Genomic DNA, 20,904 nt, shown 5'->3' with positions numbered 1-20,904 from the left:
TGCTCAATCAGGCTGGCCGGTGTGGCGCCCACCTCCAGCAGAACGTAGGCATTGGCGGTGCCCGGACCCCGCGGGGCCTCGTGCTCGAAGAAGATGTGGTCGGCCCGAATGCCGGCGACGCTCGCCAGCATGGAGCGGTAAATCGCATCGATGTGATAACGCCCCACCGCCGAAAACTGGTTCTGGATGCGCAGGCCCAGGGCGTCATTGCCCTCGGCGTCTGCGCCCTGGGTGGTGATCCACTCCTTGTCATCGTTGCGGGCCGACAGAATGCCGGTGACCGGTTCGCTCAGCAGGTTGTAATAGCCGGGCGCCAGATTCCAGGCGCTGCCGGCGAACTCCGCCTCGCAGACCACCCGGGCCACGGCTTCGCCGGCCGGGCTCACTACCGCCTGCAGGGGTTTGAGGCGATAGATGGTGCCGTTGATGCGTTCGGTGGCTACCCAGATATCGGCCGGAATGGTGGCAGCTTCGCTGGGGTTGGCTTTGACGAAGTTGACCAGGCCCCGGGTGGTCTGGGCGGCCTTGCGGGTCAAGTCCACATCCCAGGCTTTGAGGTCGAGATAGGCATCGGTGGCGGTGGCTGCGAAGGTGTTGGGCAGCACATGGCCGGCCAAGAGCGTGCGGATAAGCCAGAGCGCCGGGGTGATGACCACCCCGCGCACCAGCCGCCAGAACGGGCTCACGTCGCTGTCATTGGTGATGAGGGAGCCGGCGGCCACCACCTCCTTTTTGAGCTCGGCCTCCATGGCCTGCTCGGTGGTCGGGACGCCGGTCTCGGCCAGCAGGGCCATAAAGTCCACGGTCGGGCGCAGGTTCACAGGGTTACCTCCAGTTCGCCGAATTCATAGGTGCGAGCGGTGACCAGCACCCGGTCGGGGGCCTCTTCACGGATGAGGATGGTGCCGGGCACCAGCCGCTCGTCGTCTTCTACCAGCAGTTCAATCTCGGTCATCACGTCGCTGCGCAGGGTCGGGCTGCGCTCGCCGATGAGCTTGCGGGCGAGCCCCGACTCCATGATGCGGTGCTTGATGTCCTGACCGATGCTGTGGCGGTCCTGGGTGTAGCGCGGCTGGCCGCCGGCATCGAGTTGCCAGGCGCCATTGACCACCAGGAGATCGATGTACTTAGGGTCGCGGATCAGGGGGGCGCTCATCACTTGGTCTCCAGCCAGGCGTTCTCGGCCATCTGTTCCGGGGTCATGGGGTTTTGGTTGTGCATGTGCACCTCGCCGATGTGCAGGGCCTTGGTTGGCTTCTGGTTGGTTGAGCTGGCCGCGGCGTTGGCCTGGATCAGTTGTTGGCCCAGGCCACCCGCTGGCACTGCGCTCTGGTCTTGCTGGCGGTAGCTCGCGAGCGGGGCGTTGATGCGCTCCGTCTGCGGTTGGGCCAGCAGTTGGGCGCTCATGGGCAGGCTCAGATCCGGCATCACCAGCTTGCTGGTGTCGATGTCGATGCCCGGGATCATCCCCATCAGGTCGAGGGCGTAGCGAATGGCTTTGATGATCCACTGCCAGGGGGTGAGCAGGGCCTCAAACACGGCGCCGAGGACAGTGCCCAGGCGCCGGCCGGCATCGGTCACGCTATCGACCCCGAGGCTGGCCTGCTCGGTGGCACCGAAGAAGGAACCGAGCCAGTCCCAGGCTTGGCCGAGCAAGGTCACGATGATCCCCAAGGTGTCAGCAATGGGGACCAGCGCCTGTGAGGCGAGGGGGCCGAATGTCTCAGCCAGCCCACTGAAGAAGGCGCCCAGCAGCTCAAAGCTGGTCAGCACCGAGAAGGCGGCATAGAGCTCGTCCCAGTAGACGATGGCCAGCGCCACGGCGGCGACCAGGGCGAGGATACCGCCCACGATCAGCAGCACCGGGTTGGCGTACATGGCGAGGTTGACCAGCAACACCGTGGTGCGCATCAGCGCCATGGCGCCCCGCAGCAGCTTGAGCGGGGCGAGCAGCCCCATCATGACGATGCCCCAGCCCAGGGTCACCAGCTTGGCCAGGCCCGCCAGCAGCAACCAGACACCGGTGACCATGCCGAGCCCGACGATGGCCAGGGTGGCGTAACTGACTGCCTTGGTCAGGTGTGGAAACAGGCGGGCCCAGCGCAGCACGGTATCCGCGCCATCGGCAAAGGCACCCACTACCTGGTTGATGGCAGGCAGTACCGCCCCGAACGCGGCGGCCCGAATAGCAAACCAGGCCGACTCGACCCGCTGCCACTGGTCGGTCATGGCGGCTGCCATCTGCTCGGCCTTGCCCATGCCGTGGGTGTTACCCAGGGCATTGATGCTGTTGGCCAGCCCCTTGGTGTTGCTCATCAGGAGCTTGATCATCGACACCGCTTCATCGGAGCCAAACGCCTTTTTCAGCTCATCACTGCCGGCAATGGTCAGGGTCTCGCCATAACGTGCTTTGAGCTTATCCAGCACGTCGAGCACCGGCAGCATGTTGCCCGCCGAGTCGGTGAACTGCAGGCCAAGCGCCTTTTGGGCGCTGCCAATCCCGGACAGAAACGACTTGAACTTGGTACCGGCTTCGCCGCCGCCCATAGTGGCTTGCAGGTGGCCGAGCACGGCGAACTGCTCATCCATCGAGATCCCGGCGGCAGTGGCGTTGGCGCCAATGCCCTTGAAGGCGTCAGTCATGCCCTGGCCAGTGGTTTTGAACATCTGCACCGCGGTGGCGGTTTTGCCGGCCACATCCTCTACCCAGGTGGCCTTGCCCATCCGCTTGGCCTGCTGCTCGAAGATGCCGTACATGGTGCCCATGTAGTTGGTGATGGTGGCAGTGTCGGCTTTGGTGGCCTTGGCCAGCACGCCGGAGGCGCGGGCAAAGGCGGGCAGCTCGTTACCCTCAAGCCCGGCGATGGCGGATTGAATATCGTAAGAGGCACGCACGAACTCACTGGCAGAGGCGCCATAGTCCACCGAGAACCGCAGCGCGGTATCGGAGAGCTGCTTGAGGGTCTTCTCATGGACATCGAGCGAGGCCACTTCGGCCAGCGCCCGATCCATTTCGATAGCCGGGCCCAGCACGTTCTGGATCGCCATGGCACCAGCCACCACTGTGGTGGTCCCCATGGCCATGTTGGTCCACCCCTGCCGACCGGCTTTGCTGATCTGGTCGATCTGGGTGTTGATGCCCGCCAGCGGCTTGGTGGCATTGTCCACCAGTGCCACCTGCATCATCAGTTTTTCCATCCAGGCCATAGGGGTCTCTTATCCGTTGAAGGCTTTCGCTATCCCCTGCGCGACGGCAAAGGCGAGCGTGTCCCGGGCGTGCTTATCAAACCAGAGGGCGCGGGCCAGGCTGTCGAGGTCATCCTCTTCATGGGGCAGGTAGTGGCGCCGCAGCGCCAGTACCTGTTCCAGCTGGTTGTGCTCGATGGCCTCGGCGCGCCCGGTCAGTTTTTTACGGTGATATCCAGCGCCGGCGCGAACTCCTCGTTGACCTTGGCGGTCAGCTGCAAGGCGGCGCCTGGCAGGGCGAGCAGGTCGCTCAGGGCGTCTTTGTGCTCGGCGCTGACAATCTTGCGCAGGTAGTTGTGGGCCGGTGCCACCTTGTCGTTCATGGCCAGGTCGTTGATGTAGCTGTTGTAGGCCACCAGGGTGGGCTCAAAGCAGATGTCGGTGCCGGCAATGGTCAGGGTGATGGTTTGCTTGCTCATGGGGTGGTTTCCTCTTGGGTTATCCAGTCGTTTAGGGTGTCGAGTTGGGTTTGGCAGCGGCGCAGTGCGCCCTGCAGGGTGGGGATAAAGGCCACGGCCTCGCCCCAGGTAGTGCCGTTAAATTCAGGTTCCGGGCAGTGGGGCACCAGCCCCGGCGGTGGCAGGCGTTTCACCACTTGGGTGTGCACCACGGCCCTTGGCTGGCTGGAGCAGGCGCAGAGCGCCAACAGGCAGAGGCTCGCGAGCGCAATCCGGGCGGCCCGCCGGCGGTGTGGCCAGGGCGTGTTGCAGGTCATCGGCAGTCTTCCTCTGTTGTTGGTCAAGCTCGGTCAGGGCGGCGTTCTGGTGGGTGAGCAGCTTGCGCAGCCCAATCTCTTCGCGCTGCAGCGTCTTGAACTCGGTGGCCATCTGGTCGTTGGCGCTCTGCAGGGTGGTGATGGTCTCGTTGGCGGTGGCCAGCTCCAGGGTGCGCAGGGTGAGCCGTTCGCCCTGGACATACAGCACAGTGCCAATCACCAGCCCGATAAGGGCCGGCAACAGCCGGATGAACGTGCTCACGCCAGTACCCCGCCGAACTCGGTGAACTTGGCCAGCAGGTCGGCGAGCCGATGCTCGCGCTGGCCATAGCCGGCGCCAGGCAGGCTGGCCCAAATGTTGGCGCACTTAGGCACCGCCTGGGCAATGCGGCCATCGACCACATCGGCCAGCGCTTTGCGCTCGCGGATGAGCTGAATGGCCCAGGTGTCTTGCGACTCGGGGCCAAAGTCCGGCAGGCCGAGCTGGTCACGGTAGTGGGGCCAGTGTTTGGACAGGAACTGATAGCGCCCGGCGGCGGTGCTGACCAGGCGCGGGTTCACCTGCACTTTGACGTTCGGGTGGGTGCGGTAGTCGGTGAACAAACCCGCCGGATTGACCAGCTTGTTGTACCCGTCATCGCCCCGGCCCTTGGTGCCCTCCGCATAGGCGAGCAGGTCGAGAAAGGCGGCCATTTGTGGGTGGCAGTTACTGCGCGGCATCGTTGCCACCTTTGGTATTGATGAGCCGGGTGGCTTTGTCTCGCAGGATGTCGATCCCGATAAGGCCCACCACACCACCCAGGAACGGGGTCGCCTCTGGCGGGATCCCGAGTAATTGGGTGCCGGTGGCCGCGGCCAACGTGATAAGCCCGCACAGCAGGGATTCGATCAGTCGGCGACGGCCCCGCCCGCCGGTGTAGGTAATGCGCAGGAAGGCGATGGCCAGCGCCAGCAGTGCCCCATAGACGGCGGGCCAGTTGTCCATCAGCCAGGCCAGAATGGCGGCGCCGATGATGGGGTCTTTGTTTGGCATAGGGTTCATGTCCGTTGCTCGGGTTAGCGGGCCAGCTGCTCAATGCGGGTTTGGCAGGGAACGCACAGGCGCACCCCCGGCACATGGTGGCGACGGGCCTCGGGGATCGGGTCGTCGCACTCCTCGCAGTGATGCAGGCTCATGCCCTGGTAGTGCCCCTTGCCCACCTGGCGGGCCAGATTGGTGGTCAGCATGCGGGCGGCGTGTTGGTTGGCGCGGTCGATATCGTCCACAGAGCCTCCTTAACCCAGCAGGTGGCGGGTGTCGTCCTTGGAGAGGTACGGCACGCCATTGAGGTGAACAAAATCGGGGGAAGTCACAAAACCTTTCACCTTGTGCACGCTCTTGCTGCCGCCTTTGGGATCGATGTCGAGCAAGTCAGAGACCAAGAGCTTCACGCCAAAGGCCTCCACCTTCATCTGCTCGCTGCCGGTGTCGGCGTAGAACAGCACATCGTCCGGCTCCATCCCGCGCCAGCTGCCGGCCCGTTTGGCAGCCTCGGCCAGCAGCTTGAGGTTCTTGGTATCGAGCTCGAATTCGAGCTCCGCCGAGACGTCCCCATCCACATAGCCATCCGGGACGCCTCGGGTCTGGGCCACGGCGCTGTTGTCGGTGATGGAGAGGCTGGCCTTTTCAACGTGGACCATGGCCCCCATCAGGGTGGTATCAAAGCTGGTACCGGAAACACGACGGGTCATTGCTTAGCCCTCCCCGTTGTTGAGGCTCAAATCGAGCATGATGTTGACGGTGATCCCCTTGGGGCAGTCCACGGTGCGCACCACCACATAGACAGAGACCAAGTTCTTGGCAATCCACTGGATGCTGATGTCGCCATCTTTGGGGGAGGCGATGTCGCCGGGGAACGGCTGGCCATTGATGGTGGCGGCCTTGGCCATCTCGCGCAGGTCCTTGCCAAAGTAGGTCACCGCGGCGGCGGTGCTGCCCGGGGTGGAGTTGAACGAGCGATCCCCGATGCGGGCGATGGCACGAATACGGATCCGGCGCGCCACCTTGTAGGCGACCCGCAGGTTCTCGATCACCTGGTAGTCGCCGCCCTCGGCATCGAGCTGGCGGCCATCAGCCCAATAGATGCCGTCATAGTCCGGGTACCACATCGGCACCGAGTAGCGGCTCTTCTCCAGGGTCTGCAGGGTGGCCAGCGGCAGCGGGATCCCGTCCTTGTCCACCGGCTTGTTGCCAAGGCCGACTAGGGCGCCGGTCTTCACCCGGCAGGGGCTGTCGGCGATGCTCACCGCCCGGTTGCACAGGCGGCCCGCATAGGCGCCGATGAGGTTGGGCCAAAGCTGTGGCACCAGGCCAACCGAATCGGCCTTGATGCCATCTTGCAAGGCAGCCAAGGCGGCCTCGTACTCGCTCCAGTCTTGGGCGGTAGCGTTTTTGCCGGCGGCCTTGGCGACAATGCCGGGGACGGCCAGCAGCATGAACTGCCAGCGCCCCCACTTGGCGATCAGCTCCTGGTTGAGGGCGTGGGCGGCGTTGATGCTCACCTGATCCCACACCTGACCCAGTACCAGGACGCCTTCAAAGGACTGGGTCTGCTGCGCCTCGCGGGCGGCATCGAGCCAGGGCTTGTCGGTGGGCAGCACGTAAGCGGCGGCGGTCCAGTTCTGGCCGGCGTTATCGCGGGCGGCCAGCAGGTTGGCCTTGAGCTCGCTGTCACCGCTTCCCAGCAACTGGTCGAGGTCTGACTGGGTGTTGAGGGAGAGCAGCTTGCCGGTGTTGCTGGCGGCGCTACCGATGAACAGCAGGTGGCGCTCGACTTCGGTCACGGGCCCCTGCATCTGGTTTAAGTTGTTGATCTGTACATAAGGCCACATGGCGTTAGTTCCCCTTCAGGTCTTGTTTGTTGACGTCCCAGCCGTAGTCGATGCTCTGCAGGGCGCGGGCAAAGGCTTGTTCCCGCTGCCGGGTGTTGGCGCCTAGGAACGGGCGGGCAGGGAGCTTTATCTCCCAGCGCTCTTTCACCGGTTCATCCTTGAGCTTCTTGATGAGCAGGCCGGCCTGGGCGTAGTTGAGGCTGCTGGTGATCCAGCCGAGCGAGGCCGAGCGGTATGAGCGCTTGCGCTTGCCCGGGCGTTTGAACCCCAACTCCCGCAGCTTGCGGGCCTGTGCCTTGGTGGCCGGCTTGTTCTTGCTGCCTTCACTGGGCGCAATGCGGCGCCGGCTGGCCGCGCTCACCTGGTAGGTGTGCCCCTTCTGGTGGGTGTTGGCGATAACCCCAGCGTGGGCACTCATGGGGCCTTTCTTGAAGCCCACTTCCGCCACGTCCTGGCGGGGGGCGTGGATCTCCAACAGCTTGGGCAGGCCGCGCAGCATCTTGCGCTTGCCCCGTTTGCGCGGAGCCCAGGCACTGCCGTTGGGGTCTTGCTGTTGGCGTACGTGACGGGCGGCCAGCTTCTTGAGCTCAGCCGCTGCCCGCCACACCAGGCGCTTGCGCTGCTTGGGCGACAGGGCCAGCAGCTTGAGCTGCTCCTGGGTGCGGCGACTGTCCAGGGTGATGCTGATCATGCTTAGGCCCCGACACTGTGGTGGCCGGTGTTCCCCACATTCAGGTCAATCTGCTCGGCGACCCAAATGTCATAGGGGGCCACGTTCCAGCGCTTGCCGAGCCAGTTGATGGGACCTTGCGGGTGCTCCACCAGGCGCAGTGGTTCGGTGAAGGGGAGCTGGATCTCAAGGTCAGCCGTTTTCTCATCGTTCGGGGTGACGGCGTATTCGGGATCGGGCAGCGCAAACTGCTCGCGGACTGCGTCATGCTCCTGCACCCAGGCGGCGACAGCGGCCAGCACAATGGCGGGATCCAGCTCGCGAAACGGCAGCTGCTCGATGGTGAACACCGCCTGATAGGTGAGCCAGGCCACGTCAACCCCGGTGGGGCCCATGTTTTTGGGCTCCAGCCGGATGGTGCCGTTCTCCATCCAGCTATCCAGGTGGGTGTGGCACTTGGCCGGCAGCACTCGCAGCAGCTCGGCGTGGAGCGCTTGCAGGAAGTAGCCTTGGGCCTGTTGCTCGTGCAGATCGTGACTCATATCAGCGAGACCCCCGTCCTGTGCTTGCCCTTGATGCTGCGCACCCGTTGCTGACTCTCGGCCAGTAGCTGGGCGCGTTGGTCTGGCGATCGCTCCAGCTGGTTGTTGGCGGTGGCCCGCTCGGTGACGCTGGCGAATTCGGGCAGCAGCGCCGCCTTGGCACGGGCAAACACCGCGGCCAGGTACTGCTCGGTCAGTGCATTGCTGCCGCCTTCCAGACTGGGCCCGGGGACCTCGGCAGCGGTGGCATAGCCCTTGGCCTGCAGCGCGGCCTGATGAGTCGCGAGCTGCAGGTTGATTTCAGAGATGGCGGCCAGCAGGGCGGCGCCGGTGGTCTGGGCATCCAGATCGGCAGGCAGGGCACGGCGGCGCTCAAAATCGGCCACGGCCACATCCGGCCAGAACCCGTCATTGCGGATAGTGGCGGCGCTGTAGTCGACGTTCTTGCCTGCAAACATGGCGTGCCTCGCTGGTTGGTTGAAATGGAGCACCCCTGAAGCCACGCAATTGCCGCTGGGTTAGCCAGAGGCTGCCCATGGCATTCGCGCCGGGGTGCGGTGGCGCGGATAGTCGTTATTGCTCTGGGTTCAGCACCCGCAGGCGCATGGCAATCTTTTGGCGCAAGGTGCCAACGCCCACCTTGCCGTGCAGTTGGTCGGCCTGGGCCAGCCAGTGATCGGCTTGCTCCAGAGTGGCGCTGTTGCCCACGGCGCTGGGGCGGGGTTGGCCGTCATGGTCACGCAGCAGAAGACAACCTGCCGCCTTGAACCACTTGGCGGTCAGCCGTTCGTTGAGGCGCCAGTCATTGCGCACCTTGTCAAACACCCGGGAGAACCAGGGCTCGACGGCATGGCCTTCGGCCGCTTGTTTCTCGGCCCACTCCAGCACGGTGTCGGCCACAAAGTGGGCCCAGTCGCGCTTGATGTTGTTCGGGGTGCGCTGGCCCTGGGCAATGGCGAGCTCTGCCCAGGCAATGCCGGCATCAAAGTCCCCGACGTCAAAGGCCCAGATGATGAGGCGCTGAAACAGCTCGTTCTGGTAGGGCTGGCCCGACTCCGCGACAGCGGCCAGATAGCGCTCCACATAGGGACGGTATTTGGGCATCAGCTCATCGCGTTTCATGTTCACCCGATCCCCAATGCGCGCCAGCTTGCGCAGCCGAACGATGTCCTGTTCCAGGGCAATCATCTGCAGGTGCAGGCTGTCCGCCACGGCGCCGGTGGCGATGCCTGAGCTGGCGGTTTGCTGCGCCCCTTGCATGGCTTGCACGCGTTGCTTGTGACGTTGACCGGGTGAGCTCATGGCTTAGGCCTCGGGCACTGCCGGCGCGGCGCCGATCTCGATGTCGGCCTCTTCAAAGCCGCCATAGGCCAGGTGCTCGCCCAGGGCATAGCCTTCCATGCGCCAGTACTGGTTATCGAAGCACTTGCGATCCTGGTTATCCTCGGCCTTGCGGTTGCGCGTACCGCGCTGGGTGTAGCAGTGCAGGTTGTCCAGAGTGGTGACTACCATCCGCTTGCCCGGGAAGAAGGGTGGGATGTAGGCCTTGCGCCCGGCGATGGACTCGGCCAGCTTCTGGGCGGCGATCTGCTCACTCGGCTTGGTGGCTTCGCTGTAGAGCTTGGCTTGGGCCGCCGCCACCAGTTCGGTACCGACCAGTACCACTAAGCGCGGGTCTTGGCGAAACAGCGGATCGATGGTGGTGTTGATAAGGTCGGAGGCCATCTCGTCCAGGGTCTTGTAATCGCCCTTGCCGTCCGGGTCGAAGCGGATCTTCTCGCCGGCTTTGGCCTTGATGATCTGGCTGCCTTCGTTCCACTCACGGGCTATCTGGTGCCACCCCTTGTTGACGTCTTCACCCAGCGGGTTTTTCTCCGGGTCGGTCGTCTCTTCGGCAGAAACGCCATTCCAGCCGACCCGCACAATGTCGAGGGCGAATGCCGTGTTGATGAACTCACCGACCAGGCGGATGAACTCGCCCTCGTTGCCGGCGTTGGCCCAGACACACAGGGTTGCCCAGTCGAGCGAGGCACACGAATCGGTCTCGCTCAGTTCGTAGGTGTTGCCATCCACGCCGATCTTGCCGTTGAAGCGGCCATTTTTCTTGCGGCCGGTGAACAGCTTGCCGATGCCGACTTGCACCACCTGGCCCTTGATCTGATCCACATCCATACAGGTGATGAGACCGAGGAACTCGACAGAGGCGAGCAGGCCCGCGCGCAGACCGGTTTCCACGGGGCCACTGATGACGCTGAACTGTTTGTCCAGCACGTTAACGGGGATGCCATAGGTCTTGGCCAGGGCAGCACTGTATTTTTCGAGGCGCTGACGGGCCTGGACGGTTAGGGTCTGACTCACGGTCGCTCCTTAATATGCGGTGGGGGTATCGTCACCGCCGAGCGCGCCCGGGCGTTGGCCCGGCTTCTCGACAGAGAACTGGTCGATCTTGCCGTTCAGCTCGCTGAACTTGTCGGTCAGGCCGGTCAGGGTCTGCTCCAACTTGGTGAACTGCTCGGCGGTGATACTTGGCTTGTCGTCAACGGTGGCGGGATCGGTGACCAGGGCGGTGGGCTGCTCGGGGGCCGGTTGGGTTTCCAGCTTGACGCTGAAAGAATCGATCTTGTCGCCAAGGCCGGTCAGGGCCCCCAGCATTTGATCGAACTGTTCTGGTTTCATTTCCTCATCCTCGGGGTGGCTGGGGGTAGGTTTGGGGGCAGGTTCACCATGGCTGGCCATAAAACTGAAAAATTTGGCCATGAAGCCATCGGTCTTTTCGTGCTTGGGCAGTGTGAGCATGGAGAGATCCAGCGGCTCACTGGTGCCGACGGTCTGGCCCTTGTTGCTGTTGCTGAACTTGAGGTAGGTGGTGCCGGTACTGGCGGGTTGGTCGGTAACGCCCAGGCCAATCAAGTAGGTGCGGCCGAGATCGGCAAATTGCTCGAATGGCTCAATGGAGCAGAACTGATACTGGCCGCTCTGGTTCCAGTAGATGAGATCCCGGTTGGGGCAGAGGATGGCGAACAGCTTGAATTTGCCATCGGCCTCTTCGGTCTTGAGCGCCTGCACGGTGCCATAGCTGGACCAGCGATCGTGCTCGGGCCAGATGACGGCGGTGTAATAGGTTGGGTCGTAGGTCTCGGCCATGTCGGTGAGCCAGTCGCGGGTAATAGCCTTCGGTGGCGATACAGACCCAGCCAGTTCTCAAGGTTGATTCGTTCATGCCTGCTCCCAATAAGATGCGGGCTCAGGCTATCGGGTCGGCGAGGGGGTTTCATCCAGTTGTGTTCGGGGGGATTCGGATCCAGTGGGATATCCGAATTGCTCAGAACATCAGTGGGATAAGTGGGGGTAATGGGCTGGCTATGATGGCGCCATCATTCATATCGATGGAGGCGCCATGGCGTATCCCGAAGAGATCCGCAAGGCTGCGAAGGGACTCTACCTTAAGCGATGGACCCCCCAGGAGATCAAGGACGAACTGGGGCTCAACTCCTGTCGCATTGTCTACTACTGGGCCGAGAAGCTCGGCTGGCGGGAGTTGCTCACGGATGAGGCGGTGGAGGATGCCATCGCCCGGCGGGTCAATGTGCTGCTGGATCGCGAGAAGAAAACCCCGGGCGAGCAGGATGAGCTGGATCGACTCATCGGCCACCATGTCAGCCTCAAAGAGAAAGCCCTCAAGTGGGCGGAACGCCAGCAGGCGCTCACCGCCAGCCACGAGAGTGGCGATGAACCCGCTGCCGAGCGGCCGCGCCGTGGCCGAGGCGGCCAGGATGGCGGCAGTAGTAAGGGGAGGGGCGGCAAGAAGGGCAAGAACCAGATCGGCCACCTGACAGAGGCAGACTTTAGCGAGTGGCTGGGTACCCTGTTTGGCTATCAGTTGCGCTGTCGGGAGGCCAAGAACGATCCGTCCTTGCCGCGCACCCGCAATATCCTCAAGTCACGCCAGATCGGCATGACCTACTACTTCGCCGGCGAGGCGCTGGAAGATGCCATTCTGACCGGTGGCAACCAGATATTCCTCTCAGCCACCCGGGCCCAGGCGGAGGTGTTCCGCTCCTATATCTGCAAGATTGCTCAGACCTTCCTCGGCGTCACCCTGACCGGCAACCCCATCGTCTTGTCGAACGGGGCCGAGCTTATCTTTTGCTCCACCAACTCCAACAGCGCCCAGTCTCGCTCGGGCAACGTCTACATCGATGAGTATTTCTGGATCCCCAACTTCGAGCGGCTCTCCGATGTCTCCAGTGCCATGGCCACCCAGAGCCATTGGCGCAAAACCTACTTTTCGACCCCATCGAGCAAGGTGCACGAAGCGTACCGGTTCTGGACTGGGGATCGCTGGAAGGGGACTCGCCCAAGCCGGCAGGCTGTTGACTTCCCTGGTGAAGACGACTTGCGCGACGGGGGCCGCATCTGTCCCGATCGGCAGTGGCGCTACGTCATCACCATCGAGGATGCCATACGCCTGGGCTGTAACCTCATCGACATCGAGGAGCTCAAAGACGAATACCCGGAGGAGGTGTTTGATCGCCTCTACCTGTGCCGGTTTATCGACGATGCCCTGTCGGTGTTTAAGTTCCAGGACATGGAGCGGGCCGGGGTGGATCCGACCCGGTGGGAGGACTACAAACCCGGGCGGCCTGACCCGTTCGGTCGGCGAGAGGTATGGATGGGCTACGACCCGAGCCGCACCCGCGACAACGCCACCCTGGTGGTGGTTGCCCCGCCCACCGTTGCCGGTGAGCGGTTCCGGGTGCTGGAAAAGCACTACTGGCGGGGTCTCAACTTCCAGTACCAGGCACAAGAGATAGAGCGCATCGCCAAGAAGTTTAGGGTCACCTATCTGGGGGTCGATGTGTCCGGCATCGGTGCCGGGGTGTTTGACCTCTTGAAACCCGTATTCAAAGGGGTGTGTCACCCCATCAACTACAGCATCGAGAGCAAGTCGCGGCTGGTACTCAAGATGATCGACGTGGTGGAGGCCAACCGCATCGAGTGGGACAGCACGGACCGGGATATTCCGCTGGCGTTCCTTGCCATCAAGCGCAGCACCACCGGCGGCGGCCAGATGACGTTTCGGGCCGCCCGCGACAACGTGACTGGCCACGCCGACGTGTTCTTTGCCATCGCCCACGCCGTGGCCAACGAGCCACTCGATACAAACCGCAAACGCAAATCCAGCTGGGTCACCAGCCAGGAGAGAAAGGCAGCATGACCAAACGACAGCAAGCACCGGCCAAGGTGGCCACCCCTTCCACGCGCCCCTCCGTGGTGTTCAGCATGCCGGAAGAGATAGACCCCACCGCCTGGATGACTGATTACACAGGGGTGTTCTACAACCCCTACGGCGAGTATTACCAGCCCCCCATCGAGCGCAAGGGGTTGGCCAAGGTGGCGCGAGCCAATGCCCACCACGGGGCCATCCTGATGGCGAGGCGCAACATGGTGGCGGGGCGCTTTACCAACCAGAGGGCCACCATCACGGCGTTCGTGCACAACTATCTGCAGTTCGGGGACGCGGGACTGCTTAAAATTCGCAACGGTTTTGGCCAGGTGGTGGGGCTGCACCCGCTCTCCAGCGTCTACCTGCGCCGCCGTGAAGACGGCTGCTTTGTTTACCTGCAGCAGTCGGGCAAGCCGAACCTAATTTACCGGCCGGAGGATGTCATTTGGCTGGCCCAGTACGACCCCGAGCAGCAGGTCTATGGCATGCCCGATTACCTAGGGGGCCTGCAGTCGGCCCTGCTCAACCAGGACGCTACCCTGTTTCGGCGCAAATACTTCCTCAACGGCGCCCACATGGGGTTCATCTTCTACGCCACCGACCCGAACATGGACGATGACACCGAACAGGAGATGAAGGACAAGATCGCCAACAGCAAGGGGGTGGGGAATTTTCGCTCCATGTTCGTCAACATCCCGGATGGCAAGCCCGACGGCATCAAGCTGATCCCGGTGGGGGACATCGCTACCAAGGATGAGTTTGCCGCCATCAAGGGGATCACCGCTCAGGACGTATTGACCAGTCACCGCTTTCCGGCGGCGCTGGCCGGCATTATTCCAACCAATGGTGGGGGAGGGTTAGGGGATCCCGAGAAGTACGACGCCACCTATGCCCGAAACGAGGTGCTGCCGCTCTGTGAGCTTATCCAGGATGCCATCAACAGCGCGGGACTCCCTCGCTCCCTCTGGGTCGATTTTCGGGATGCGGTGGGTGCAACTGTATAAAAAGCCAGTTCTTTTAGGGTAAGATCACATCTATTGATTGCATGTTTGATTTATCGGGAGGGGTGATGCGGGTTTATTGCAAAGTGTGTGGCCAGCGTGGCCGCATTACCAAAACCAATCGGCTGAGCAATGATGTCTCGGATCTCTATTGCCAGTGTATTGACGCCGAGTGTGGTCACAGCTGGGTGGCCACCTTGTCGTTTGCTCATACACTGAGCCCGTCTGCAAAGACGACAAACCAACTGGTGCTCAGCATCATGGGCTCACTGACGCCAGAGGGGCGGCAGTTGGTACTCAAAGGACTGGGGGCGCAATAATACCCCCAGTGTTATTCCCAATTTGCTCGACACCGTCGTATATTGCTTTTGAGATCTTGTCATGACCTAAAGACAAGTTAACCAGCGCGCGTTAGCACGTCCGAGCGAGGAATGAGCGTTGTTAAACTTTTTGTTAGAGGATTCATTTCGTCTTGGGTCTAGCATGTACTTGCCTAAATAGAAGCGCTTGTGTGTGGCCCTCATACTGCCATTCTCCGGTTTTGTGGTTAACGTAATGCTGTACCACTCGAGGTGCTCTGAATACTTCTGGAGGTAGTGGTTTAGATGCGAACGGATTATGGTAGATCTGTAGTCCATCTAGTATTTTTTCACCGTGTTCAGAAGGAGAGCATGAGCGCTTTTCTGGAGCACCTCTTGGCGGAGTGGCCCAAAGAGAGTCCACGATCGTATTGGTTGCCGGATTGTTTGACATTGCACTGAGTTTTCCCCATGTCGCCAAGCAGCTAAACATTACCGCGCTTACCTCAGATAATGAGTCGTCCTTGAAAAGGCCTAGGGGAATCTCGGCACCATTTTCTTTTGTTACATATTCAAGATTTACACTTGGCGGACCATCCGGAAATGCTTCTGGATTATCTAAATATGCATCTTCATCTACATAATGATCGAAGAGTAGGGCTCTTATTGGCCTGTCATGCTGAAAATTAAAATGAGGCTGCTCAAAAGGTGCGATAGCTAGAATGAAAGGCTTTCCCGCAACATGTGCTAGTCTTTTATAAGTTTCATTGTACTTTCTAACTTTTGCAATAATTGCATTTGATAGTCTAACGATTGCTTCTGTGTTTAATTCTTTGAACCTTCGCAGCTTTTCTAACTCTTCACGGCTGAATGTTTTATCCCATTCATTTGGTTTTCCATGTGCAGAATTTGCTGTTACGGCCTCGACTATGAACTCACAATTAGTTGAGCTTAGATGAAAATCTGGTGTTGGATAAGACCAATTTACTGATAGTTTGTATTCTTTAAACAATGCGTATAGGTATATCTCCCAGAATGACGAATTGAATGTCGTCTGGAATTCTTTGACAAACTTACCATCTCTATCTACGAAACCATTCGCCCACTCCTCTAATAGTCGCCTCTCTGTTTCACGAAACGATACAAGTACCGATGCAAAGTTCTTGTGGAATTTTTCCGGTTCTACGACTGGAGTAAAGAGGTCCATTCCTTTTCCTCTAACGATTAAGTTAACGGGCGTTCAAAAGCGTAGCTTTTGGGTGTCCAGTGAACGAAGTGAGCGACAGTTGAGCGCATTGTTAGCCTCAATCCGCTGAGAAGTATTCGGTTGCAAGCTGTTTATGTGCTGAGATCCTTGTAGCGTCATAAAGCAAACGATTTGGCCTGCCACTGCACCACTCGTAGTGCGAGCTCAGACGCTCAAGAAGATTATTCCAAACATGACTGACGTCAGGATTAACCCATTTCCACCATACATGGTGAAAAGGTTGCTGGCCATCCGGTGCAAATGCCCGGGCTGACTCATGTATGTAAATGCCAAATGGTGGTGCAAAACCCTCCGCTTTATTGGCTTGCACTATGGGCATGCCGAGCAAAATTGCAGATTTGTACTGCTCATGGCCGACTAGGCCGGGATCAACGCCGTCAGGAACTTGCGAGCCATGAATTACCGGCCCGAATGCCAGTGCTCCACGGGCAATAAATCTATGTAAGGGCTGCGGGGTTTCAAGGAAGATGCTTCCCATTGTTGTTAATACATTGCGTAAAAACGCGAGCATTGCATTTTGACATGGTGAACACGCATAAAAACCATCCATTACTGGATATATTTGTACGTTTTCTCTAGGAGCGCTGAGGGCTGCGATATGAAGTTTGAAAACAAAATTTGCTGAGATACTTAACGAACGGCTCATGGCCGACTGAATTCCCATAACGTCGACCCATGCCACATATTCATTTTGTGGTTCTGGAAGCAGATTTGCATTGAATGGCATGCAATTTCCTTATTGAGGTTAACAGTGATTAGATGGAAATCGGTATTAATCCATTTATATAGACTTCCATATAACGCCGTATCACGGCTGAGACCATTACAGAAAAAATCACCTTAGAATCATAATATTGCCAACATATGTCAATTGTCTAGACGTATTCTCTTGAACATTCTCTTTTCCCGAATGAAGGTCAGCTTGCTGTTTATGCTAACTCCTCGCTGTAGTCATCCTGCTCTTGCAGCCACTGCGGCACATCCAGCCCCTCCAGCACCCGCCACATCTCTGACTGATAGGGCTGCGGCAGCATCTCGATCCAGCTGCGGGTGCCGGTATGGCCCTTCGCCTGGTAGACCTTGCCGCACAGCTCAACCAGCATAGGCCAATCCTGGTCATCAACCGGGATCGCGTATTCATCCGCTCCGGCCTGTTCGGCTGGCCGCTGGCCATCTAGTATCCAATCAGGTTCATTGGGTATCGCTCGGCTTGACTGCATCTGGCCGTTCTCAAGCCAGAGGGTGAAACCGTCAGCTGTGACGCTGGCGCCAGCCCGCAAACGCCCGATAGAGAAAGGTGATAAACCCCATTGCTTTGCCATTAACTGATCCGCGAAGGCCGCTGGATCCGGCTGCGTACAGTTATTGTCAGAGCTCCAAGGAGCCGGGCTGTCGCCCGACTTAACCCCAACCCCCAAACCTGAACCCCTGGCGGCCTTGGTGGCCTGGTAGGTGCCTTCGGGCACCACTTCCCACCCTTGCAGGCGGGTTTTGATACCCAAGCGGGCGGTGTGCAGTCCCATCAAGCGCTTGATGTCTTCGCCGTAGCAGTTGGCCTGCTCCTCGATGAGGTGGGCCAGCTTGATGGGGTGCTCGGCACGAGTGGCCAGTGCTCCGCCCATGGCGTGGAGGTAGCAGCGAAAGATGCCGTTATCAGCGGCATAGCGGGCCGCCTCAAAGCGCGGGTCTTGCAACACGGGTTTGGGTGGCCCCACCAGATCGCCGTGCTTCTTGGCGTTGCTGATGCGGCGCAGCTCGCGCCACACCCCGACCGGGGCGCCGCCGATCTGCTGGAAGGTGCGGATCCCCCACCAACTCGCCCAAGCGCAGGCATGCTGGGCACCTATGTCTGCTTTGGTGCCAGCTTCGTCATCTCCATCGACGTGCTCGCCATCGATGTTCTTGGCGATATAGGCAGCGATGTAGCCGGTGGCATCTCCCTTGGTTGGGTCGATCTCCTTCCAGTCAAAGCGGGGGGTGATGTCGGTGAAGGGGATCCCTAGGTTGTTGCGCTCCAGCTCCTGGAGGTTATGGCTCAGGGCGTAATGCTGGAGGGTGCTTATCACCCGCCATTTGTCGGCCGGGCGCATAAACAGCAGCAGATGCCAGTGAGGGGTCCCGTCATGGTGAGGTTCGCAGACCCGAAAGCCATAGAGCGGCATACCCCAACGTTTCAAATATGAGCGGGCACGGCTCCACAGCTTTCCCATATAGGCGCAGGTTTCGCGCGGGGTGGCGCCTTCATACTTCTCGTTTTCGATGGTCTTGCCGTTGCGGCCTGTCTTCCAAGAATGGAAGCGGCTCGGGGCCGTCCAAGTGAAGAACACCCCCACATGGCCCTGCTCCTCAGCGTAGTCCTCAAAGCCGCGCATGCGGGTCATCATTTCATTGCGGCGGTTGACCGGGTTGGAGGTGCTGGCTTCCCAGCAATCCTTCATCGATACCACCAGATCGTGCTGGGTGTTCATCACCTCAGACTCTGCCAGCCAGCGCAGCATTGCCCGCTTACGCTCGCGCACCACCTTCATGGTGGCGTTCGAGATATAGGCGGATACGCCTTTGCGTACCTTGCCGAGCAAAATGGCAACGTGCTCCTGCAGCCTGTCCCAGCAACGGTTAACCCTGCGTTCCCACCACTTGGCAGAGAGCAGGCGAACCATCACCCGAATAATCCATTCATCCTGGTTTTCCTGGCGCTTGAACTTGGGCATCCGAGGGGTGAACTTCCACTGATCGGCCGGTTGGCGGATGGCTTCCCAGGTCAGCAGCAGATCCGGTACATCGCCGGCTTTGATGCCCTGTTCGATGTGGCGCCAGATCGCGGCCGTCTGGTTGGCGAACAGATGAGCGACACGCTTGCGCCCCTCTTCATCGCGCATGGTCTGCGGGTCGACCGGGATCGCCTGGATAAGACCGCGCACCCATTCAGTGCGTTCACGCAACCAGATGTTGGCGCTGCGGCAGTTCCGGCTTGTGCCATCTTTACGGCGGCGCATGTACTGCTTGAACAGAGTCAGGGTGAGCTGTGATGACAGGCCATCGAACAGTTGAATGGCCCAGACCAGATCGCTCTGGCCTGGGGTACCGATAAAGACGGGGCCAAGGGCGCTGATGTCGATACCGGGCAGGGAGTTGGCAAGGGTATCGATACGCTGCCGCAGTGTCCTCCTGGACAGCGGCAGCTTGGTGGTCTGGCGGTTCATTGGACAGTAGTACCTAGCAGGGAGTTGAGGGCACAGCGGTGGCCCTTGATCACCAGGGAGGAGTGGGCACAGATGCGACGGGCCGCTGTGCACTGGCGCAGTGTCAGCGCGATGGTGGCCTTTGGCCTTGGCGAGAGCTGGCGGCACTCGATGAGCAGGTGCTGGTACCCACGCAGGCGGGCACTGGCGCCCCGCAGGTCTTCCCACCACCAACCCAAGTCCCGCTCCATCATTGATATCAGGCGGTAGTTCATTTGATGGTTGCCCCCAGTCCGTGCATGGGCGACACATCCGCCCACCAGTTCGCAATGGTGGTTGCCAGCGCGGTTTCAGCACTGCCCAGCGCCAGCCAGTACAAGGCGCGGATCGCGCCCAGTGCCAGCAGCTCATCTACTTCTGTTCGAGGGCAGTTACTTGTTCTCTCGAACTCTGCGTGTGCCGCTTGCCAGTGTTTGGTCAACTGGCTGACCGATGCCGGCGGCTGCATATGAGCTGGGCCGGTTTCTCTGCCTAGCTCATCAGTCGGGGCCTCCAGTTCAAACAGCTCATCTGTCATGCCTCGTCCCCCATCACTGAATCGTCATCCAGCAGATCCTCTGGCCTGCTGGTCACAATCAGTTGCACTTGGATGTATTGGTCGCCCGAGTAGAGAGCCCCAAGGGCGATGCGGTTCTCCTGCTCGCCGCTAGCCAGAAGTTCGGTCAGCAGCAGCAACAGGGTCAGCTCGGCCCGTTGGGCGATATGAATGGCGTCAATGCTCATGCTGGCTCCCTCCGATCTATCGCGTGGGGTGTGGCGAGTGATAACGATGGCCATCGTCATGCCTCCGCTATCTGGCTGGGAGCTTGCCCGGTCAGCAGCCAGTCGATGTGCTGTTTCAGGTCCGGATGGTGGGCAATCAACAGGAACAGGCCGCCGCCAATCTCGCGGTACCCCAGTTCGTAGTTCTTAATCGTGGTTGGCGGAATGCCCAGCAGATCGGCAAACTTGGGGCGGCTCAAGGCCATCTGTTCCCGTAACTGGCGCAGGCGTTTGGCAGCATGATGGTTCAGTAAATTGATCTGGGTCGGTTGTGCGGTCATGGTCAGGTTCCTTGTTAAGCGGTGCAGGTGGGGATGCGGTGAAACAGAGAGGCCCAAGCCAGCGCGGTGGAGCGCTCGATAACCGCAATGCCGTCGGGATATTGGCTAAGACGGGCGCCATACCGGCCCGTCAGCTTGCGTTGCTGGATACGAAGGTTGCGCAGCGCGCAGGGGATCGCTAAAGTTGTCATATCGACTTCCTGGGGAGGTTGTTGATGAAGGCCCGCTTGGAGTTACAGCTCCGTAATGCGGGCTTTTTTATTGCCCGATGGCACACGGGCCCTGTCTGCTCATCTCACTGGCGGCCAGCACGGCCCGCTTCATGCGCAGCTTGGCGGCTCGCTCTTTCTTCTCTCTCTCGATATCTCCCATCGGTCTGGTGGTTGGTGCCGGGTGCCACAGCTTGGTGTCACAGCCGCAGCGGAATCCGCCCTGATAATCCAACGCAATCACGGCCAGCCGGATGGCTTCTCGCTGCTGGTGTGGCAGTGCAGACAGGGTGGCGGTCATCAGTTCGCCGCGTGGTTGATGGGCAATGGCGCAAATAGCAGCCTTCTTGGCTGAGCTGATCGCCAGCCAGTCGGTATCCAGACTTGAGCGCGTCATGCCGAACAGTTCGCGCAGCAGCAGGCAACCGGCTGTATTCATTTCGATTTGCTCTAGGGGCGTCAGGCCAGCCAGATTGCGTTGCTCGGTATTTGGTTGTTGCATGGTGGGTTCCTCCTTTTCACATGGTCATGCTTTGGATCAGGATGTCTGATGCGCATGCCAGGGCTGGTAC

30 protein-coding genes are annotated in these 20,904 nt (G+C 60.4%); 3 read left to right on the top strand and 27 right to left on the bottom strand.

From position 1 onward, the window contains the following. From AXW79_RS10290 to AXW79_RS10215, 18 genes are all read right to left on the bottom strand, one after another. Nucleotides 1-821 (bottom strand): baseplate J/gp47 family protein (locus tag AXW79_RS10290; RefSeq protein ID WP_063977644.1); only part of this gene is annotated, 821 nt, incomplete at its 3' end. Beyond that, on the bottom strand, nt 818-1,141 hold the full coding sequence (locus AXW79_RS10285) for a DUF2590 family protein (protein ID WP_043145185.1): 324 nt from the start codon (nt 1,139-1,141) through the stop codon (nt 818-820). The genes AXW79_RS10290 and AXW79_RS10285, both read right to left, overlap by 4 nt. Nucleotides 1,142-1,155: 14 nt before the next feature. Next, nucleotides 1,156-3,207, bottom strand: a complete 2,052-nt coding sequence (locus tag AXW79_RS10280; protein ID WP_005320282.1) for a phage tail tape measure protein — start codon at nt 3,205-3,207, stop codon at nt 1,156-1,158. Between the two features lie 9 nt (nt 3,208-3,216). Then, nucleotides 3,217-3,351 (bottom strand): DUF6890 family protein, encoded by a 135-nt coding sequence (locus AXW79_RS24140; protein ID WP_370881568.1) that lies wholly within the window; start codon nt 3,349-3,351, stop codon nt 3,217-3,219. A gap of 50 nt (nt 3,352-3,401) precedes the next feature. Then, nucleotides 3,402-3,665, bottom strand: coding sequence for a putative phage tail assembly chaperone (locus AXW79_RS10275; RefSeq protein ID WP_005320284.1), 264 nt, complete (start codon nt 3,663-3,665; stop codon nt 3,402-3,404). Beyond that, nucleotides 3,662-3,892 (bottom strand): Rz1-like lysis system protein LysC, encoded by a 231-nt coding sequence (gene lysC, locus AXW79_RS23755; protein WP_231109902.1) that lies wholly within the window; start codon nt 3,890-3,892, stop codon nt 3,662-3,664. The genes AXW79_RS10275 and lysC overlap by 4 nt, the downstream gene beginning before the upstream one ends. Continuing rightward, nucleotides 3,789-4,223, bottom strand: coding sequence for a hypothetical protein (locus tag AXW79_RS10270; protein WP_005320288.1), 435 nt, complete (start codon nt 4,221-4,223; stop codon nt 3,789-3,791). Before AXW79_RS10270 ends, lysC begins: the two co-directional genes overlap by 104 nt. Further along, on the bottom strand, nt 4,220-4,681 hold the full coding sequence (locus AXW79_RS10265; protein ID WP_005320289.1) for a glycoside hydrolase family 24 protein: 462 nt from the start codon (nt 4,679-4,681) through the stop codon (nt 4,220-4,222). The genes AXW79_RS10270 and AXW79_RS10265 overlap by 4 nt, the downstream gene beginning before the upstream one ends. Further along, entirely contained in the window at nt 4,668-4,994 is a 327-nt protein-coding gene (locus AXW79_RS10260) for a phage holin, lambda family (protein ID WP_043144985.1), read from the bottom strand. Before AXW79_RS10260 ends, AXW79_RS10265 begins: the two co-directional genes overlap by 14 nt. 23 nt (nt 4,995-5,017) lie before the next feature. After that, nucleotides 5,018-5,227 (bottom strand): TraR/DksA family transcriptional regulator, encoded by a 210-nt coding sequence (locus AXW79_RS10255; protein WP_005322541.1) that lies wholly within the window; start codon nt 5,225-5,227, stop codon nt 5,018-5,020. Nucleotides 5,228-5,236: 9 nt separating this feature from the next. Further along, nucleotides 5,237-5,692, bottom strand: coding sequence for a phage protein (locus AXW79_RS10250; RefSeq protein ID WP_011898576.1), 456 nt, complete (start codon nt 5,690-5,692; stop codon nt 5,237-5,239). Nucleotides 5,693-5,695: 3 nt separating this feature from the next. After that, nucleotides 5,696-6,832, bottom strand: coding sequence for a DUF2586 domain-containing protein (locus tag AXW79_RS10245; protein ID WP_043151478.1), 1,137 nt, complete (start codon nt 6,830-6,832; stop codon nt 5,696-5,698). Between the two features lie 4 nt (nt 6,833-6,836). Beyond that, nucleotides 6,837-7,523 carry a phage virion morphogenesis protein gene (locus AXW79_RS10240; RefSeq protein WP_005320300.1) on the bottom strand — a complete coding sequence of 229 codons (687 nt, stop codon included), beginning with the start codon at nt 7,521-7,523 and terminating at the stop codon, nt 6,837-6,839. Nucleotides 7,524-7,525: 2 nt separating this feature from the next. Next, the gene (locus AXW79_RS10235) at nt 7,526-8,044 is read right to left on the bottom strand and encodes a phage tail protein (protein ID WP_005320302.1); all 519 of its coding nucleotides are present in this window, start codon (nt 8,042-8,044) and stop codon (nt 7,526-7,528) included. Then, nucleotides 8,041-8,502 (bottom strand): head completion/stabilization protein, encoded by a 462-nt coding sequence (locus tag AXW79_RS10230; RefSeq protein WP_005320305.1) that lies wholly within the window; start codon nt 8,500-8,502, stop codon nt 8,041-8,043. The genes AXW79_RS10235 and AXW79_RS10230 overlap by 4 nt, the downstream gene beginning before the upstream one ends. 115 nt (nt 8,503-8,617) lie before the next feature. Continuing rightward, entirely contained in the window at nt 8,618-9,346 is a 729-nt protein-coding gene (locus AXW79_RS10225) for a phage terminase small subunit (protein ID WP_005314473.1), read from the bottom strand. Between the two features lie 3 nt (nt 9,347-9,349). Then, entirely contained in the window at nt 9,350-10,402 is a 1,053-nt protein-coding gene (locus AXW79_RS10220) for a phage major capsid protein, P2 family (RefSeq protein ID WP_011898578.1), read from the bottom strand. A gap of 9 nt (nt 10,403-10,411) precedes the next feature. After that, nucleotides 10,412-11,188 carry a GPO family capsid scaffolding protein gene (locus AXW79_RS10215; RefSeq protein ID WP_100766247.1) on the bottom strand — a complete coding sequence of 259 codons (777 nt, stop codon included), beginning with the start codon at nt 11,186-11,188 and terminating at the stop codon, nt 10,412-10,414. Between the two features lie 253 nt (nt 11,189-11,441). Here AXW79_RS10215 and AXW79_RS10210 point away from each other — a divergent pair, with 253 nt between their 5' ends. From AXW79_RS10210 to AXW79_RS10200, 3 genes are all read left to right on the top strand, one after another. Further along, nucleotides 11,442-13,262, top strand: a complete 1,821-nt coding sequence (locus AXW79_RS10210; RefSeq protein WP_005314486.1) for a terminase large subunit domain-containing protein — start codon at nt 11,442-11,444, stop codon at nt 13,260-13,262. Beyond that, on the top strand, nt 13,259-14,275 hold the full coding sequence (locus tag AXW79_RS10205; RefSeq protein ID WP_005314491.1) for a phage portal protein: 1,017 nt from the start codon (nt 13,259-13,261) through the stop codon (nt 14,273-14,275). The genes AXW79_RS10210 and AXW79_RS10205 overlap by 4 nt, the downstream gene beginning before the upstream one ends. Nucleotides 14,276-14,340: 65 nt before the next feature. Next, the gene (locus AXW79_RS10200) at nt 14,341-14,592 is read left to right on the top strand and encodes an ogr/Delta-like zinc finger family protein (RefSeq protein WP_005314494.1); all 252 of its coding nucleotides are present in this window, start codon (nt 14,341-14,343) and stop codon (nt 14,590-14,592) included. A 142-nt stretch (nt 14,593-14,734) separates the two neighbouring features. Here AXW79_RS10200 and AXW79_RS22230 read toward each other — a convergent pair whose 3' ends face one another. The 9 genes from AXW79_RS22230 to AXW79_RS10170 all read right to left on the bottom strand — a co-directional run bounded on the left by AXW79_RS22230 (nt 14,735) and on the right by AXW79_RS10170 (nt 20,834). Next, nucleotides 14,735-15,778, bottom strand: a complete 1,044-nt coding sequence (locus tag AXW79_RS22230) for a hypothetical protein (RefSeq protein WP_011898582.1) — start codon at nt 15,776-15,778, stop codon at nt 14,735-14,737. Nucleotides 15,779-15,875: 97 nt separating this feature from the next. Beyond that, on the bottom strand, nt 15,876-16,565 hold the full coding sequence (locus AXW79_RS22860) for a hypothetical protein (RefSeq protein WP_011898583.1): 690 nt from the start codon (nt 16,563-16,565) through the stop codon (nt 15,876-15,878). 202 nt (nt 16,566-16,767) lie between these two features. Then, nucleotides 16,768-19,041, bottom strand: coding sequence for a replication endonuclease (locus tag AXW79_RS10195; RefSeq protein ID WP_063977643.1), 2,274 nt, complete (start codon nt 19,039-19,041; stop codon nt 16,768-16,770). Next, entirely contained in the window at nt 19,038-19,295 is a 258-nt protein-coding gene (locus AXW79_RS10190) for a hypothetical protein (protein ID WP_063977642.1), read from the bottom strand. Before AXW79_RS10190 ends, AXW79_RS10195 begins: the two co-directional genes overlap by 4 nt. Next, complete coding sequence (locus AXW79_RS10185; protein ID WP_005314503.1) at nt 19,292-19,597, bottom strand: hypothetical protein; 306 nt, start codon at nt 19,595-19,597, stop codon at nt 19,292-19,294. Before AXW79_RS10185 ends, AXW79_RS10190 begins: the two co-directional genes overlap by 4 nt. Then, the gene (locus AXW79_RS10180; protein ID WP_063977641.1) at nt 19,594-19,803 is read right to left on the bottom strand and encodes a hypothetical protein; all 210 of its coding nucleotides are present in this window, start codon (nt 19,801-19,803) and stop codon (nt 19,594-19,596) included. Before AXW79_RS10180 ends, AXW79_RS10185 begins: the two co-directional genes overlap by 4 nt. A 56-nt stretch (nt 19,804-19,859) precedes the next feature. After that, nucleotides 19,860-20,123 carry a helix-turn-helix domain-containing protein gene (locus AXW79_RS10175; RefSeq protein ID WP_063977640.1) on the bottom strand — a complete coding sequence of 88 codons (264 nt, stop codon included), beginning with the start codon at nt 20,121-20,123 and terminating at the stop codon, nt 19,860-19,862. Between the two features lie 14 nt (nt 20,124-20,137). Then, a complete protein-coding gene (locus tag AXW79_RS23315) occupies nt 20,138-20,314 on the bottom strand; it encodes a hypothetical protein (RefSeq protein ID WP_162829731.1) in 177 nt (58 codons plus the stop codon). Nucleotides 20,315-20,381: 67 nt separating this feature from the next. After that, nucleotides 20,382-20,834: a hypothetical protein gene (locus AXW79_RS10170; RefSeq protein WP_005322225.1), complete on the bottom strand. Its 453-nt coding sequence runs from the start codon at nt 20,832-20,834 to the stop codon at nt 20,382-20,384. Nucleotides 20,835-20,904: the final 70 nt, after the last annotated feature.

Source organism: Aeromonas salmonicida subsp. salmonicida (assembly GCF_001643305.1).
GTDB lineage: Bacteria > Pseudomonadota > Gammaproteobacteria > Enterobacterales > Aeromonadaceae > Aeromonas > Aeromonas salmonicida.
The sequence above is the reverse complement of the archived record's forward strand: the minus strand, read 5'-3'. Positions and strand labels throughout refer to the sequence as shown.